Source organism: Shewanella sp. MEBiC00475, from assembly GCF_005234075.1.
Lineage (GTDB): Bacteria > Pseudomonadota > Gammaproteobacteria > Enterobacterales > Shewanellaceae > Shewanella > Shewanella polaris.
On record NZ_CP039928.1, the window covers coordinates 3,386,378 to 3,400,283 of the forward strand.

Annotated in this window: 13 protein-coding genes; 11 read left to right on the plus strand and 2 right to left on the minus strand. The window is 40.3% G+C overall.

Annotated elements, in window-relative coordinates; all coding sequences use genetic code 11:
• Window positions 1-7: 7 nt before the first annotated feature.
• Window positions 8-1,765 (minus strand): PH domain-containing protein, encoded by a 1,758-nt coding sequence (locus FCN25_RS15140; protein WP_175405887.1) that lies wholly within the window; start codon window positions 1,763-1,765, stop codon window positions 8-10.
• Complete coding sequence (locus FCN25_RS15145; protein ID WP_137226173.1) at window positions 1,758-2,486, minus strand: PH domain-containing protein; 729 nt, start codon at window positions 2,484-2,486, stop codon at window positions 1,758-1,760. The genes FCN25_RS15140 and FCN25_RS15145 overlap by 8 nt, the downstream gene beginning before the upstream one ends.
• A 225-nt stretch (window positions 2,487-2,711) precedes the next feature.
• On the opposite strand from FCN25_RS15145, the gene FCN25_RS15150 reads away from it, so the two are divergent.
• The 11 genes from FCN25_RS15150 (at window position 2,712) to FCN25_RS15200 (ending at window position 13,901) form a co-directional block, all read left to right on the plus strand.
• The gene (locus tag FCN25_RS15150) at window positions 2,712-3,038 is read left to right on the plus strand and encodes a winged helix-turn-helix domain-containing protein (RefSeq protein ID WP_137227425.1); all 327 of its coding nucleotides are present in this window, start codon (window positions 2,712-2,714) and stop codon (window positions 3,036-3,038) included.
• Between the two features lie 42 nt (window positions 3,039-3,080).
• On the plus strand, window positions 3,081-4,049 hold the full coding sequence (locus FCN25_RS15155; RefSeq protein WP_137226175.1) for a magnesium transporter CorA family protein: 969 nt from the start codon (window positions 3,081-3,083) through the stop codon (window positions 4,047-4,049).
• Window positions 4,050-4,221: 172 nt separating this feature from the next.
• The gene (locus FCN25_RS15160; protein WP_254693659.1) at window positions 4,222-4,899 is read left to right on the plus strand and encodes an alpha-ketoglutarate-dependent dioxygenase AlkB; all 678 of its coding nucleotides are present in this window, start codon (window positions 4,222-4,224) and stop codon (window positions 4,897-4,899) included.
• Between the two features lie 167 nt (window positions 4,900-5,066).
• Entirely contained in the window at window positions 5,067-5,366 is a 300-nt protein-coding gene (locus tag FCN25_RS15165; RefSeq protein WP_137226177.1) for a BolA family transcriptional regulator, read from the plus strand.
• Between the two features lie 148 nt (window positions 5,367-5,514).
• A complete protein-coding gene (locus FCN25_RS15170) occupies window positions 5,515-6,639 on the plus strand; it encodes a TRAP transporter substrate-binding protein (protein WP_137226179.1) in 1,125 nt (374 codons plus the stop codon).
• A 90-nt stretch (window positions 6,640-6,729) separates the two neighbouring features.
• On the plus strand, window positions 6,730-7,239 hold the full coding sequence (gene luxS, locus FCN25_RS15175; protein WP_137226182.1) for an S-ribosylhomocysteine lyase: 510 nt from the start codon (window positions 6,730-6,732) through the stop codon (window positions 7,237-7,239).
• Between the two features lie 198 nt (window positions 7,240-7,437).
• Window positions 7,438-9,513: a TonB-dependent receptor gene (locus FCN25_RS15180; RefSeq protein WP_137226184.1), complete on the plus strand. Its 2,076-nt coding sequence runs from the start codon at window positions 7,438-7,440 to the stop codon at window positions 9,511-9,513.
• 444 nt (window positions 9,514-9,957) lie between these two features.
• Entirely contained in the window at window positions 9,958-11,292 is a 1,335-nt protein-coding gene (locus tag FCN25_RS15185; protein ID WP_137227427.1) for a Na(+)-translocating NADH-quinone reductase subunit A, read from the plus strand.
• Entirely contained in the window at window positions 11,292-12,491 is a 1,200-nt protein-coding gene (locus tag FCN25_RS15190; protein ID WP_137226186.1) for an NADH:ubiquinone reductase (Na(+)-transporting) subunit B, read from the plus strand. The genes FCN25_RS15185 and FCN25_RS15190 overlap by 1 nt, the downstream gene beginning before the upstream one ends.
• Window positions 12,484-13,269, plus strand: coding sequence for a Na(+)-translocating NADH-quinone reductase subunit C (locus FCN25_RS15195; RefSeq protein WP_137226188.1), 786 nt, complete (start codon window positions 12,484-12,486; stop codon window positions 13,267-13,269). Before FCN25_RS15190 ends, FCN25_RS15195 begins: the two co-directional genes overlap by 8 nt.
• The gene (locus FCN25_RS15200) at window positions 13,269-13,901 is read left to right on the plus strand and encodes an NADH:ubiquinone reductase (Na(+)-transporting) subunit D (RefSeq protein WP_137226190.1); all 633 of its coding nucleotides are present in this window, start codon (window positions 13,269-13,271) and stop codon (window positions 13,899-13,901) included. The genes FCN25_RS15195 and FCN25_RS15200 overlap by 1 nt, the downstream gene beginning before the upstream one ends.
• Window positions 13,902-13,906 lie beyond the last annotated feature (5 nt).

The window sequence follows — 13,906 nt, forward strand, 5'->3', positions numbered from 1 at the left end:
CATTATGCTAAATCCAATTACGATTATCGTGGCTTATTGCATTGAGTGATCGAGCGATAATTAATTGTGCTACCGACATGGGAATGTACGGAAATACCACATTTCCACTGGCCAGCCCAACTTCAACATAGGCTAACTGAGCCTGTCTCTGTCCTTTGGTTTGCGTTATTTTAATATGCTGAATTTTTTCGAATGCGACTCGTTGCCATTGCTGGCCGAAGAAACCATTATGTTGCCAAATAACCTGATCTTCTACGACATAGCCCCATTGTTTATAACGGATGTAAATAGCAGATATCACCATGACAGCAGTAAACCAAATCAACTGAAAAAAACCAAGACTATGTTGGCCAAAATAACCGATGATTGTGAGCACACTTGCTAGCAACAGTGGCAGAACGATTCGTCTTGTCAGCCAATTAATATGGATAGCTGTATAACGATTAGGTAATGCGCATGCGCCGCCACTGAGCTGTGGGATTTGAGCCAAGATGGATTTAATTTCAGTGGTCTTCACGCTTGGGATTAACATGTGTTGTTTAGTTTTGTGTTCAACTTCATGTCCTTTGACTTGTTTAAAGTATAAGGTCCAGCGGTTAAATAAACGCGCAATAACGGGTTGTTGAAAATGAATTAATTGAATACGCTTTATGGCCAATGCATCTTGCTGATGCGAAATAACACCGCCACTTCGCTGTATGGTGTCATTATGTTTGTCGAGCTGATATGGATGATATTTTAAAATGGCAGCCACAATTGAAATTAACGAAAACAAGCTGTAAATCGCAAATAACCCCACGATGACCATGATAGTTTGCAAGCCGATATTTTGATCTGTTTGCTGTTGAACCCAATACCAGAACTGTTGTGCGACAGGCGAGTCGAATACTTTATCCCAATCAAGCTGACCTGCGATAGGGCCGGCTATGACCGCAAACCAAATAAAATTGTTTTGATAAAAACCAAATAAAACTAAATCAGATAAACTTTTTCGTACAATAGGCTGCATATTGTCAGTGCATTGTTGGTTGACGGCCTGCGGATCCGTGTTTATTGACAACGTGGTGTCTGATTGAGGTAAATCAGAATGATTTAAAGCAGGGTCGCTTAAATTCGAATGGGTTAAATTAAGTAATAAATTTTTTAAGGTTTGCGCTTGTTGTGCGTCTAATGCCGCTAAATGGGCTTCGTCATCTTTCGAACCTGCGGTTTCAATTATCAGAGTACCGAGCGACAATGGCTTAAAATAAAATGGTTGTTGATAACGTATATTTTGAATTCGACCTAGGGGGATTTCATCTTTTTTGGTGAAAAATAACCCGCGCTTTACTTCAAGTTGATGGTTGTTAAGGCGAAAGCGAAATTTATGCCATTCTATTATCGCAGACAATGTGACCAATATTAATAAAGCACTAGATGCTAATAATCCCCATTGCATATTAAAACCTTGCTGCCATCCAGTGTAAACAATCGGCACAATAGCGAAGCCATTACTAAAGATGTTTTTCAAGGTACTAAAAAGATTATTGACGATAGACCATGCCGACAGCGTTTGCCATTGTTGTAAATCACTTGTTGGAGTACCACTCTCGTTCGTTACAGCAGAGTGATTGTTCGTCATATCTGCGCTATCGGTCGTCACACTCGAAGTTTCGTGAATCGCCTCTAGAGTATCCTTTGAACTGGCATTCTCGGGCTTATTCGCAACGCTAGCAGTGCGTTGAATAAGTCGTTCATTATCTTGTGATAGTGGTGGCTTATCCATTGTGGCTACCCTGCTGAGGAGGTTGAATGGATAAGCTGTCGACTTCAACGTTTGAAGGCACTGGATCAATAACATCGCGTTCGCGAGTGGGTAATAACTTACTTGAAGCTGCTTGGCTCAATAAATGTTGGCGTAAATGTTCTGCTAGATCTGCATTGAGGCCTGGTAAATTAATTTCAGCTAAACCACTGCCAGCACTAAAACATTTTAGGGTGACTAAGTTGTATTTGCGTTCAGCTGGCCCTTGCGACAAATTAACATGTTGTAGCCGAGTATAGGGGAGTGCCGTTGTTGATACCCAATATAAACCTTCACGTAATACTATTTCATTTTTAAACAATCCATACGCAATTTTATTGGCTTTAAGATGGATAAGTTTAATGATTATGAACGCTAAAAATATCACCAGTATTATGATGCTAGTGGCTATCGTTAAGGGAAACGGTTTTGTCAGTAATAGAAATGCAGTTAATGCCGTTATGATAAGCATCGCCACTACACTGCTAATTATCAATAATAGCTTAGGATAATTCGGGTCAATATTACTCAATGATAAATCAGCAAGTTGAATATAATCACCTTGAGACAAACGCGGACCGTGGTGATAAACAGACTGCAATATTTCTTCTGCTGATGTCTTCGCAGAAGCATCACTTAAGGTTGACTGAGCATGTGATTGTTGTGACGTTAATGTACTCTTTAACTGCGGCGGAGTATCCATGGCTGTTCGCTTTCCAAATCTGATGATATCGATTGTTAAAAACTATAACGAGATTGTCTCTACTTAGGTAGTGTTAATCATATAGGGTGATGAATAAATGAATCTATTGCCATAAAAACCGCTATTAATTCAGCCGCGATTAGCTAACACTAGCAATAGTGCTTGCGTAACTGACTGCATATACAGTAATTTCTAATCAGTGATGAGAAATAATAAGGTGTGATGATGTTTTCGAATAATTACGTGATCAATAAGTCGCAAAAAGCATTTCTACGAAAATTATATTTAGCGCATCTTCTCGATGAAGAACAGCATAATTTATTAAGCTTACAAAAATTAACCAAGATGCCAAGAAGAACCTTGCAAGATGCGATTGCCGCATTTGTTGATATTGGTATTGAGGTGGATTTTGTCCAACAAGGCCAACGTCATAATGAAGGCTATTATCGTATTTCTACTTGGGGCCCAATCAGCAGCGCTTGGGTGAATAGTCATTTTAAGCAGATCAAGCAGCACCTAGAAATTATAGATGATCCTGAAATGGCCCATTAGATCGTTTATGCATCATTGTATTCATTGTTGAAAGGATAACTCATGACTATTCAGATATTGTTATTTAATCCACAAGGTCAATTGTTATCTCAAGGCGATGACACGCTTATGGCCCAATATGATCCGCAACAGCATTTGATATGGGTTGATATTACTGGGCCTAATAGCCAAGGTTTTTTTCAGCAATATCCTTTATTTGGGATTAATAGTCTCGATTTTGAAGAAGCGCAACGTGAACGTCATCCGCCCCAATTTGAAGAATATGACACGCATTCATACTTATTAACTCATGAACTTATGGACCGAGAAGATTATCTTCTGCTCGAACGTAGCCAGTTGCTATTACACGTCAGTGACCGCTTTTTAGTGACCCAGCATGTCAAATCGTCACTGAGTGTTAGCAAAGTGGCTCAACGGATCATTGAACAAGGTTTCCTTGATAGCAATAATATGAGCAAAGTGTGTTATGAATTGCTGCGCCAAATTGTTTTTGATTATCTGGCGGTGATGCTGGCGTTAGAAGAGCGTTTAAGTGAAATTGAAGATGAAATATTTGAAGTGTCAACGGATGATTTACTGGCAGAGTTGATTGCTTATAACAGTAAATTACAAAAGGCCAAACGTTCGTTTAGCTATCATGAAGAGGTGTTACAACAATTACTTGGTGATGATAGCCATCAACATATTAAAATGGACTATGAACAACTGAGTTATTTATATAATCAGTTTGAGCGCTTATCAAGTCGTGCCAGCCTTTATCAAGGTTTAGTAGACAGTTTGATTAATGGTTATATTTCGGTGAGTGCTCATAAAACCAATCGAGTGATGATGACGTTAACCCTTGTCACTGCGATTTTTTTACCATTAACCTTAGTGGCTGGTATTTACGGAATGAACTTTAACAATATGCCTGAGCTGCAATGGCAATTTGGTTACTTTGCGGTATTGCTGCTGATGGGCATTATTGTGGTATCGGGTTTATTAATGGCTAAGATTAGGCATTGGTTTTAATAATTTTAGATTGATATTAGATGTTTTTTACATATCATTCGTGTTTAAGGTGAAATTTGTTCCGTACTCATTGTTGTTAGTTATTATTCATTTTAGTTACCATGATGAGTAGTTTCATCTTGGTTAAACCTTGCAGTAATTTGGTGCCATATTTGTAATCAAAGGAGGCGTTTTGGCGGTATTTCAACATGGGTTTAATTTTGGCAACATTGATATTACGTCCCAAAAACCTTCTCCTACAGACAGCCAAACTGCAGATGATTACCAAGTCGATTCATTGCAACCGCCAGTAACCCTCATAAAGCAATTTTTATCTGCCAAGCAACAGCAGCTACTGATGAAAGAGGTCGCAAGCTATCCATTGGAGCGGGTTGAAATTGAAGTCTATGGCAAGAAACATCTTATTCCTCGTACTCAAGCATGGTTTGGTGATCCCGGCTGTGATTATCGCTTTTCTAAACTGCAGGTTTCCCCATTGCCTTGGCCTGCTGCATTGAGTCGATTACGGCATAAGTTACGTGTTGATCATCACTTTGACAGTAATGCTGTACTCGTTAATTATTATGCCAATGGACATGACAGCATGGGATGGCACAGTGACGATGAGCCTGAAATTGTCAGTGGTTCTGCTATCGCTTCAGTCACTTTAGGCGCTGAACGTGATTTTGTTGTGCGTCATAAACATAATTACACTAAAGTGAATTTTGCTTTAGGCTGTGGAGACTTGTTGATTATGCATGCTGGAATGCAGCAAGTTTGGCAACATGGATTGCCAAAACGTTTAAAAGTGACAGAGCCTAGAGTTAATTTTACCTTTAGGAAAATTGTTGCTGGTTTTTACTCTCGCTAACTTTATTATCATCCTGATTACTATTCAAATTTGTTAGTTCTGCGACGGCCCATTTATCCTTGAACGGTTCTGTGCTCTAGTGGCGACTTTTGGTTTGCTTGTTTGACCTTTAATCAGCAAACCAGTACTCTGCGATTTCTGAGATATGTATTAACAAGAGTATTACTATGTCTATTCAACAAATCATTACTGATAAATTGAATCAAGCTTTCTCTCCGTTACACCTTGAGGTGATTAACGAAAGTAATCGTCATCATGTGCCACCAAATTCTGAGACACATTTTAAAGTTGTTATGGTGAGTGAACTTTTTAGCGAACAAAGGTTATTAGCGCGTCATCGTGCCGTTAACCAAGTGCTCGCAGATGAATTAGCTAATGGCGTACATGCGCTATCCATTAACGCTTATAGCCAACCAGAATGGCAAGCATTAGATGACGTGCCTAGAACGCCTAATTGTAAAGGCTAATGTTTATTACCTATTGATCTATTTGTACAAAAACCTCGCAAATCCTGTGAGGTTTTTTATTGGTCGTTGTAATGATGTGGTGCTTGTCACTCGTTATGATTATGTTACAGTCATGGACTAACTGAGTGAGAACGATAAGGATATTTACATGGTAAAAGTGATAAAAACCTTTTGTGTAGTCGGTTTATTCTTATTGTTTGGCTGTCAACCCGATACTCCTTTGAAAACAAACTCTCTTTCTCAAAAATCTTCCGTTCATCATCAAGTGATTGAATGGCGTTTAGCTACTTCATGGCCGAAAAATTTGCCAGGCTTAGGTATGGCTCCTGAAAGGTTCGCTCAATTAGTCAAACTCATGTCTAACGGACGTTTAATCATTACCGTTTATGGTGCAGGACAGTTGATGCCAGCATTATCTGTATTTGATGGTGTTAGTAATGGCACAATCGAAATGGCCCATAGCGCTTCATATTATTGGAAAGGTAAAGCTCCCGCAGCCCAGTTTTTTTCTTCAATACCCTTTGGGTTAAATGCGGAACAGATGAATGCATGGCTTCATTATGGTGGTGGAATGGCATTGTGGGAAGAAGTCTATCAACCCTTTGGTATATTGCCATTAGCTGGGGGGAATACTGGTATGCAAATGGGGGGCTGGTTTAATAAAGAGATTACCGGACCAGAAGACTTTAAAGGTCTCAAAATGCGTTTACCTGGCTTAGGTGGTGAAGTTCTTAAAAAATTAGGCGGCATTCCTGTCGATGCTCTAACAGGCAGAGAATTATATGGCGCTTTACAAACGGGTGCTATTGACGCTGCAGAATGGGTTGGACCTTATAATGATTTACCACTAGGTTTGTATCAAGTAGCTAAATATTATTACTACCCCGGCTGGCATGAACCTGGTTCGACAATGGAATTTTTAATTAACAAACAAGCTTTTTCTACTTTGCCCGACGACTTAAAAATAATTGTTAAAGTGGCTGCTAAAGCAATAAATCAAGATATGTTAGACGACTATACTCAAGGCCATATTACGGCGATGGACGTATTGCTTAACGAACATGCCGTGCAGGTTAAGCCTTTTCCTCAAAGTGTGCTCCGCGCATTGAAACAAGCAAGAGATGATGTGCTTAATAATGAAGCGGCTAAAGATCCATTGTTTAATAAAGTCCTTGAGTCATACATGGCCAACGAGACGTCGGTTAAACGCTATTTTAGTTACACTGAAGATGCATTAAGTCGATTTGAATTAGAAGCTCAACAGCAGCAGTAAACTCTGGCTGTGACAACGCTTGAATAGTGATATTATCTCAACATTAGATAATATCGTGTCGGATAATTTTACTTATTTTGGGAGTAAGCAATGCCTTTATTAGACAGTTTTACCGTAGATCATACACGTATGAATGCTCCAGCAGTTCGCGTTGCCAAACACATGAGCACCCCAAGTGGTGATGCTATTACGGTATTTGATTTGCGTTTTTGTGCACCAAACAAAGACATCCTTAGCGAGCGTGGTATTCATACCCTTGAGCATTTATTTGCAGGCTTTATGCGTGAGCATTTAAATGGTGATGGTGTAGAGATTATCGATATTTCTCCAATGGGTTGTCGTACCGGTTTTTACATGAGTTTAATTGGCCAACCGACCGAAGGTCAGGTAGCTGATGCTTGGTTAGCTGCAATGGTTGATGTAACGAATGTGATTGATCAAAAAGATATTCCTGAGTTAAATGAATATCAATGTGGTACGTATGAAATGCATTCATTAACACAAGCACAAGATATTGCTCGAATGATCATTGCTGCAGGCGTGAGCGTTAATCAAAATGATGATTTAAAATTGAGTGATGAAATTTTAGGTAATCTTTAATCTAATTGATTCACTGATATTGAAGAAAGCGGCTTTAGCCGCTTTTTTTGTGAATAAAACACCAAAATGCAGGGTAAATGTTATCGTCACGCTATTTTTATGTGACTGAAACCGTTATTGTAATGGGCTAATTTTAGTACTTCATTTTTAATTTTAAGCGATTTTTTTGCGTGACCAGACAGATATACGGAGATTAATATGTCTAACCACCCATTTAGCTTGTCAGTGATAGCGGCTGCAGTGCTCTATGTTTGCCATTCAACCAATGCTGTTGCAGAAACGGTGACAGAATCTATTGATAACATTAATAATCAACTCGATTTACAACAATCATCGGTAAGCTTATTTCATTATCGCCAAAATGATATTGTGCTAGGGTTGGCGGGCGCAACAATATTGCCTCCAGCACCTCACCAGGATGTGACGATCACTCATGCCGGTGCCACTGACGGTGTTGCCATTTTACAAGATGGTGTTTTCTTCTCTCCTGCACCGTATTCTGGAACGCAATTAGTATTACAACCCAATTTAAAGCAGCAACAAAAAGTATCGTTTACTGGCATGACGAGTGTGACTGAAAGTTCGCAAGCCGCTTTTGGTAAACTTGATTATCAATCCGTGCAAATTAGTCCCAATAAATATGCTACAGACATTAATCTTGAAGGCAGTGACAATAGTGCTATCAATGGTGGTGTCATCGTCAGCGGCACCACAAAACAAAATGGCATGTTATTGGCACTTGATTATCAATCAGCATCTGACGATGTAGGTTATCGCGTTCCGAGAGATGCCGATGCGACTCAGAAAGATATTCTGTTTAAAATTGCTGCCGAGAGTTTACCTGGAGCGCGTAATCAACAAACTACCGAATTTAGTTATCAGTATTCGTCACAAGATGTTGATCGCGGTACTTTGGGGTTAACAAGTGTTGATTTTGCATTAAATCCGACTCAACTATATTCAGCTGCCAGCACTGACAATATTGAAGATGAGCGTCAACGCTACGTATTAGCCCATAAGGTTATTTTGTCTTCTTCTTCAACAATGGCTACCGATATTTACTACCAAAGTTATTCACAACAATCTCAAGACATGCGTTTTGTTGACGGTATTCAAATTGATGGTGCCTTGTTGTCTGGTATTGCCATGTTTGAAGTTGCCCCTACCGCAGATGGGATGAACTTGGGATCGTTAACTCAAAACAATGATTTTTCAGGTTTTGGTATACAGACAAAAGGCGTCAGCATGTATGGTCAACACCAAGTGACTTATACCGCGCGATACCATACTGATAAAGCTGAAATGCGATTAGGTCAACGAGAATGGTTGTGGGGAAATGATTTATTATTAACCCCAACTACCGATGATGAATATGCACTTACTTATACTGACGATGCTTCGGTGTATTCATCAGCAGTCGACACTAAATTAAATTATGGTCAATGGTCTATTAATCTTGGTTTAGGCTATGAGCACGTTAGCGTATCCCGCGAGCTTGATGATGCAGATGCTAGCATTAATGCTGTTGATTTTTCTGATGATGGATGGTCACCTTCCATAGAAGTGGCTTATCAATCTGGAGCATGGTCTGCAGCATTACAAGCCAAGCAGGCTTGGACTGCAGCTTCTGCTGGAAACGTTGAACAAACTGCGCAAAAGGCGCTTCAATATCAATTAGCGTTAGGCTATCAGCAAGATACCTTCTCGATTGCGATCAGCGGTTATATGCATGATTACGATAATCAACATCTTAACTGTATGCAGGGCATGGTATGTGATTATGAGCAGATCTCATTACAAGAGAATATTAGTGATGTCTCTGTTGTGGGAGCGGATTTTAGTCTAGCGTATGGATTGACCTTCGATCACTTTTCTATTCCATTTAAAGCAAAATATCAATTTACTCAAGCCGAAACCGATAACGCTGATTGCAATGACTTAATGGGCTGTTTTGCTGCTGATAGTCAATTGCCATGGGTGCCAGAACAACAACTGACGTTAAGTTCTGGTGTTATTTACGGTGATGTGTCGATTATGGCGCAAGCCTTGTATCAATCTGAACTAGGTTATCAAGGGGCATTCACTAATGATCGTGCTATTGATAGTCAATGGAAGGTGGATATAGCAGCGGCTTATCATTTTTCCGAACAGCATGAATTGTATGTTCGTGTTGAAAATGTATTAGATGAAGACTTAGTCGCGAATAGTACGATAATGGGTTATCAAGGACAGTCTGAAATGACCACTTATTTGGGTTATCAAGGTCATTTTTAAATCGGTATCGATAGAATAATATTTAATTATTGTTAATGGTATTTATAATTCAACATGTTATTAACACTTAAAAAGAATATTCATTTTTGGGGTGATATTGCAGTGGTATCTGTTCTTTTTAGTATGGGCATTTAACATTAATACTTTAAGAATTAATACTTTAGTTTTTAAAATCAGAATCTAGCAGACAATATAAGCTCTTAGGTTCTGATCCGTTTGCCTTGACCTCAAAGCCAGCTATTGAGTAAGGTATTGGTTTGAAAACACCTATAATTTTCGTGGCGATAGTCTCATATTTGCGGTAAAATGCGCGCGACCAGCGTGATTATGATCGCATTTTCGAGTTAAATCTGCGCTAGCTCAAACGCAAAGTGTTTGTTAACACTTTGTTTTTGTAGCGGAACGTGGCGCATTGTCTTTCCTTCAAACGTAGTGCTTGTGGATATGATTACAATTAAGAAAGGATTGGAACTGCCTATAGCAGGCGGACCAGAGCAAGTTATCCATAATGGCCCAGCCATTAGACACGTAGCGACTTTGGGTGAAGAGTATATTGGCTTACGTCCAACGATGAAAATCAAAGTGGGCGATAAAGTACAAAAAGGCCAAGTTCTTTTTGAAGATAAAAAGAATTTAGGCGTTAAATATACGGCTTTAGCCAGTGGTACTATTTTAGAAATTAACCGAGGTGCAAGACGTGTACTTCAGTCAGTGGTAATTGATGTGGAAGGTGACGATAGCGTTGCTTTTGCTCAATACGATGCTGATAAGCTAGACACGTTAGACGCACAAGTTGTTCGTGATAATCTGATTGATTCAGGTTTATGGACCGCTTTGCGTACTCGCCCTTTCAGTAAAGTGCCAGCAGTAGATGCTACTGCCGCAGGTATTTTTGTTACTGCGATTGATACTCAACCTCTTGCTGCCGATCCTGTGGTAGTCATAGCTGAACATAAAGAAGATTTTGCTAATGGTCTTAAGATCTTAGCTCGATTAACTGAAGGTAAAGTTTACCTATGTAAAGCTCAAGGCGCTGATATCCCAATGGCTAATGCTCAAGTCCAAGAATTTGCGGGTAAACACCCAGCAGGTCTTGCGGGTACGCATATTCATTACGTTCTTCCTGCTTCTGCAACACGAACTGTTTGGCATATTGGCTATCAAGATGTGATTGCTTTTGGCCAACTGTTTACACAAGGTGTATTAAACACTGAGCGTGTCGTTGCTATTGGCGGCCCTAAAGCGAAAAACCCTCGCCTTGTTCGTACTGTTGTTGGTGCTAGCATGGCTGAACTGACTAATGATGAAACAGTTGGTGACGATATTCGTGTGGTTTCGGGTTCAGTGTTAAATGGCCATACAGCAGTTGGACCTAAAGCTTATTTAGGACGTTATCATCAGCAGGTGAGTGTGCTGGAAGAGGGTACTGAGAAAGAATTATTTGGTTGGGCTTTGCCTGGTTCAGATAAGTTCTCTATTACTCGATCTTTCCTAGGCCACTTACATCCATCGCGTCTGTTTAATATGACGACCAGCACAGGCGGTTCAGACCGTGCAATGGTGCCGATTGGTAACTATGAACGCGTAATGCCTTTAGACATTCTACCTACTATGCTACTTCGCGATCTTGTTTCTGGGGACTTTGATGGTGCAGCTCGTTTAGGCGCATTAGAGTTAGATGAAGAAGATTTAGCATTATGTACGTTCGTATGTCCAGGTAAGTATGACTACGCTTCATATTTACGTGACTGTCTAGATACGATCGAGAGGGAAGGCTAATGAGCTTGAAAGATTTTATCGAGCGTATTGAACCGCAATTTGAAAAAGGCGGTAAGTACGAAAAGTGGTATGCCCTTTATGAAGCGGCTGCCACCGTATTGTATACACCAGGCAAAGTGAACCACGGGGCAACTCATGTTCGCGATAACCTTGACCTAAAACGTATGATGATTACGGTTTGGGCGTGTACATTCCCAGCGATGTTTTTTGGTATGTACAACGTAGGCTTACAAGCTCAAATTGCCATGGGTGCCGGTTTCGGTATGCCTGACATTTGGCAAGTAGGTTTATTTGAATTATTTGGCGCTCAACTCACTGCAGACTCTGGCATTACGTCCTTGATGTTCTATGGTGCGTGCTTCTTCCTACCTATCTATGCAGTGACTTTCATTGTCGGTGGTTTTTGGGAGGTGCTCTTTGCGTCAGTGCGTGGCCATGAAATTAACGAAGGTTTCTTCGTTACTTCAGTGCTATTTGCATTAACTCTACCGCCAACAATTCCTTTATGGATGGTCGCTTTAGGTATTACCTTCGGTGTGGTTGTAGCAAAAGAAATATTCGGTGGTACAGGGCGTAACTTCTTAAACCCTGCACTCGCTGGACGTGCTTTCTTGTTCTTTGCTTACCCATTAAGCATGTCTGGTGATAACTCTTGGGTTGTGGCTGATGGCTTCTCTGGTGCAACGGCATTAAGTCAGGCTGCGCAAGGTACTTTCGATTACGCCTCAAATGCTAACTGGATTGAGGCCTTTATGGGCTTTATTCCTGGTTCCGTGGGTGAAGTATCGACCTTTGCCATTTTGCTAGGTGGTTTAGTTATTATCTATACCCGTATTGCCTCTTGGCGTATTGTCGGTGGCGTGATGCTAGGTATGGTGGCAATTGCTACTCTACTTAACTTGGTAGGTAGTGATACAAACCCTATGTTCGCAATGCCTTGGTATTGGCACTTAGTATTAGGTGGCTTTGCATTTGGTATGATGTTTATGGCGACAGACCCTGTTTCTGCGTCATTTACCAATACGGCTAAATGGACATACGGCTTCCTTATTGGTGCAATGGTAGTGTTTATCCGCGTGGTTAACCCTGCATTCCCTGAAGGTATGATGTTAGCTATCCTGTTTGCTAACCTATTTGCTCCATTATTTGACCATTTTGTTGTACAGGCAAATATTAAGCGGAGGATTGCTCGTGGCTAGTAATAAAGATTCGTTCGGAAGAACGCTATTTGTTGTTGTCGGCTTATGTCTTATCTGTTCTGTACTTGTTTCTACCGCTGCGGTGTTGTTAAAACCCATCCAGCAAGAAAACAAGTTGCTGGATAAGCAAAAGTATATTCTTGAGGCGGCGAGCCTGATTAATCTAAAAGAAGGCAATATCACCAAAAAAGATATTCTAAGCAAATACAACCAATATGTTGAAGCTCGCTTAGTTGACCTTAAAACAGGTGATTTTGTTGAAGGTGACGCTAATACTTACGATCAACGTAAAGCATCGCGTAACACTGACATGTCGTCTATACCTGAACATGACATAGCCTCAATCAAGCGTGTTGCCGATAAAGCCGTTGTTTACCTTGTTCGTAATGATGAAGGTAAATTGACTAGCGTAATTTTACCTGTCCATGGTTATGGTTTGTGGTCAACTATGTATGCGTTTTTAGCTCTAGAAGCTGATCTCAATACTGTGCAAGGACTTGTTTACTATGACCAAGGTGAAACACCTGGTTTAGGTGGCGAAGTTGAAAATCCAAAATGGAAAGCATTATGGAAAGGTAAGCAGTTATTTGATGCTCAAGGTAACTTGGCTATTAGTGTAACTAAAAACCCCGTAGTGGCTAGCTCTATTCATGGGGTTGATGCGCTTTCTGGTGCAACATTGACCAGTAACGGTGTACAACACTCATTGACGTTTTGGTTAGGTAAAGAAGGTTTTGCAAACTTTATCGCTAAAGCACGCAACGGAGGGTTAAGCTAATGGCTAACGCTAAAGAACTTAAACAGGTTCTGACCGGACCGATAATCAATAACAACCCAATTGCATTGCAAATCTTGGGTGTGTGTAGTGCGCTTGCTGTTACCAGTAAATTAGAAACAGCATTAGTAATGACGATTGCATTAACCGCGGTAACAGCGTTTTCTAACCTGTTTATCTCGCTTATTCGTAATCACATTCCAAGCAGTGTTCGTATTATTGTGCAGATGACCATTATCGCTTCATTAGTGATTGTGGTTGACCAAGTATTGCAAGCTTATGCTTATGCGATTTCTAAACAGTTATCGGTATTCGTTGGTTTGATTATTACTAACTGTATTGTAATGGGGCGCGCTGAAGCTTACGCAATGAAAACGCCACCTTTGATGAGCTTTATGGATGGTATCGGTAACGGTTTAGGTTACGGTGCAATTCTATTATCAGTTGGTGTGGTGCGTGAACTATTTGGTAATGGTTCATTATTCGGCGTAGAAATCCTCAGCAAAATCTCTGACGGTGGTTGGTACCAGCCTAACGGTTTATTACTACTACCACCGAGTGCATTCTTCTTGATCGGTGGTTTGATCTGGTTGATCCGTACTTACAAGCCAGAGCAAGTTGAAGCAAAAGGGTAAACGCA

Excerpts from the sequence above, each read along its gene's own strand:
- luxS (WP_137226182.1), top strand. The coding sequence starts at position 6,730 with ATGCCTTTATTAGACAGTTTTACCGTAGATCATACACGTATGAATGCT.
- FCN25_RS15200 (WP_137226190.1), top strand. The coding sequence starts at position 13,269 with ATGGCTAACGCTAAAGAACTTAAACAGGTTCTGACCGGACCGATAATC.
- FCN25_RS15185 (WP_137227427.1), top strand. The coding sequence starts at position 9,958 with ATGATTACAATTAAGAAAGGATTGGAACTGCCTATAGCAGGCGGACCA.
- FCN25_RS15170 (WP_137226179.1), top strand. The coding sequence starts at position 5,515 with ATGGTAAAAGTGATAAAAACCTTTTGTGTAGTCGGTTTATTCTTATTG.
- FCN25_RS15190 (WP_137226186.1), top strand. The coding sequence starts at position 11,292 with ATGAGCTTGAAAGATTTTATCGAGCGTATTGAACCGCAATTTGAAAAA.
- FCN25_RS15145 (WP_137226173.1), bottom strand. The coding sequence starts at position 2,486 with ATGGATACTCCGCCGCAGTTAAAGAGTACATTAACGTCACAACAATCA.
- FCN25_RS15140 (WP_175405887.1), bottom strand. The coding sequence starts at position 1,765 with ATGGATAAGCCACCACTATCACAAGATAATGAACGACTTATTCAACGC.
- FCN25_RS15155 (WP_137226175.1), top strand. The coding sequence starts at position 3,081 with ATGACTATTCAGATATTGTTATTTAATCCACAAGGTCAATTGTTATCT.
- FCN25_RS15165 (WP_137226177.1), top strand. The coding sequence starts at position 5,067 with ATGTCTATTCAACAAATCATTACTGATAAATTGAATCAAGCTTTCTCT.
- FCN25_RS15180 (WP_137226184.1), top strand. The coding sequence starts at position 7,438 with ATGTCTAACCACCCATTTAGCTTGTCAGTGATAGCGGCTGCAGTGCTC.
- FCN25_RS15150 (WP_137227425.1), top strand. The coding sequence starts at position 2,712 with ATGTTTTCGAATAATTACGTGATCAATAAGTCGCAAAAAGCATTTCTA.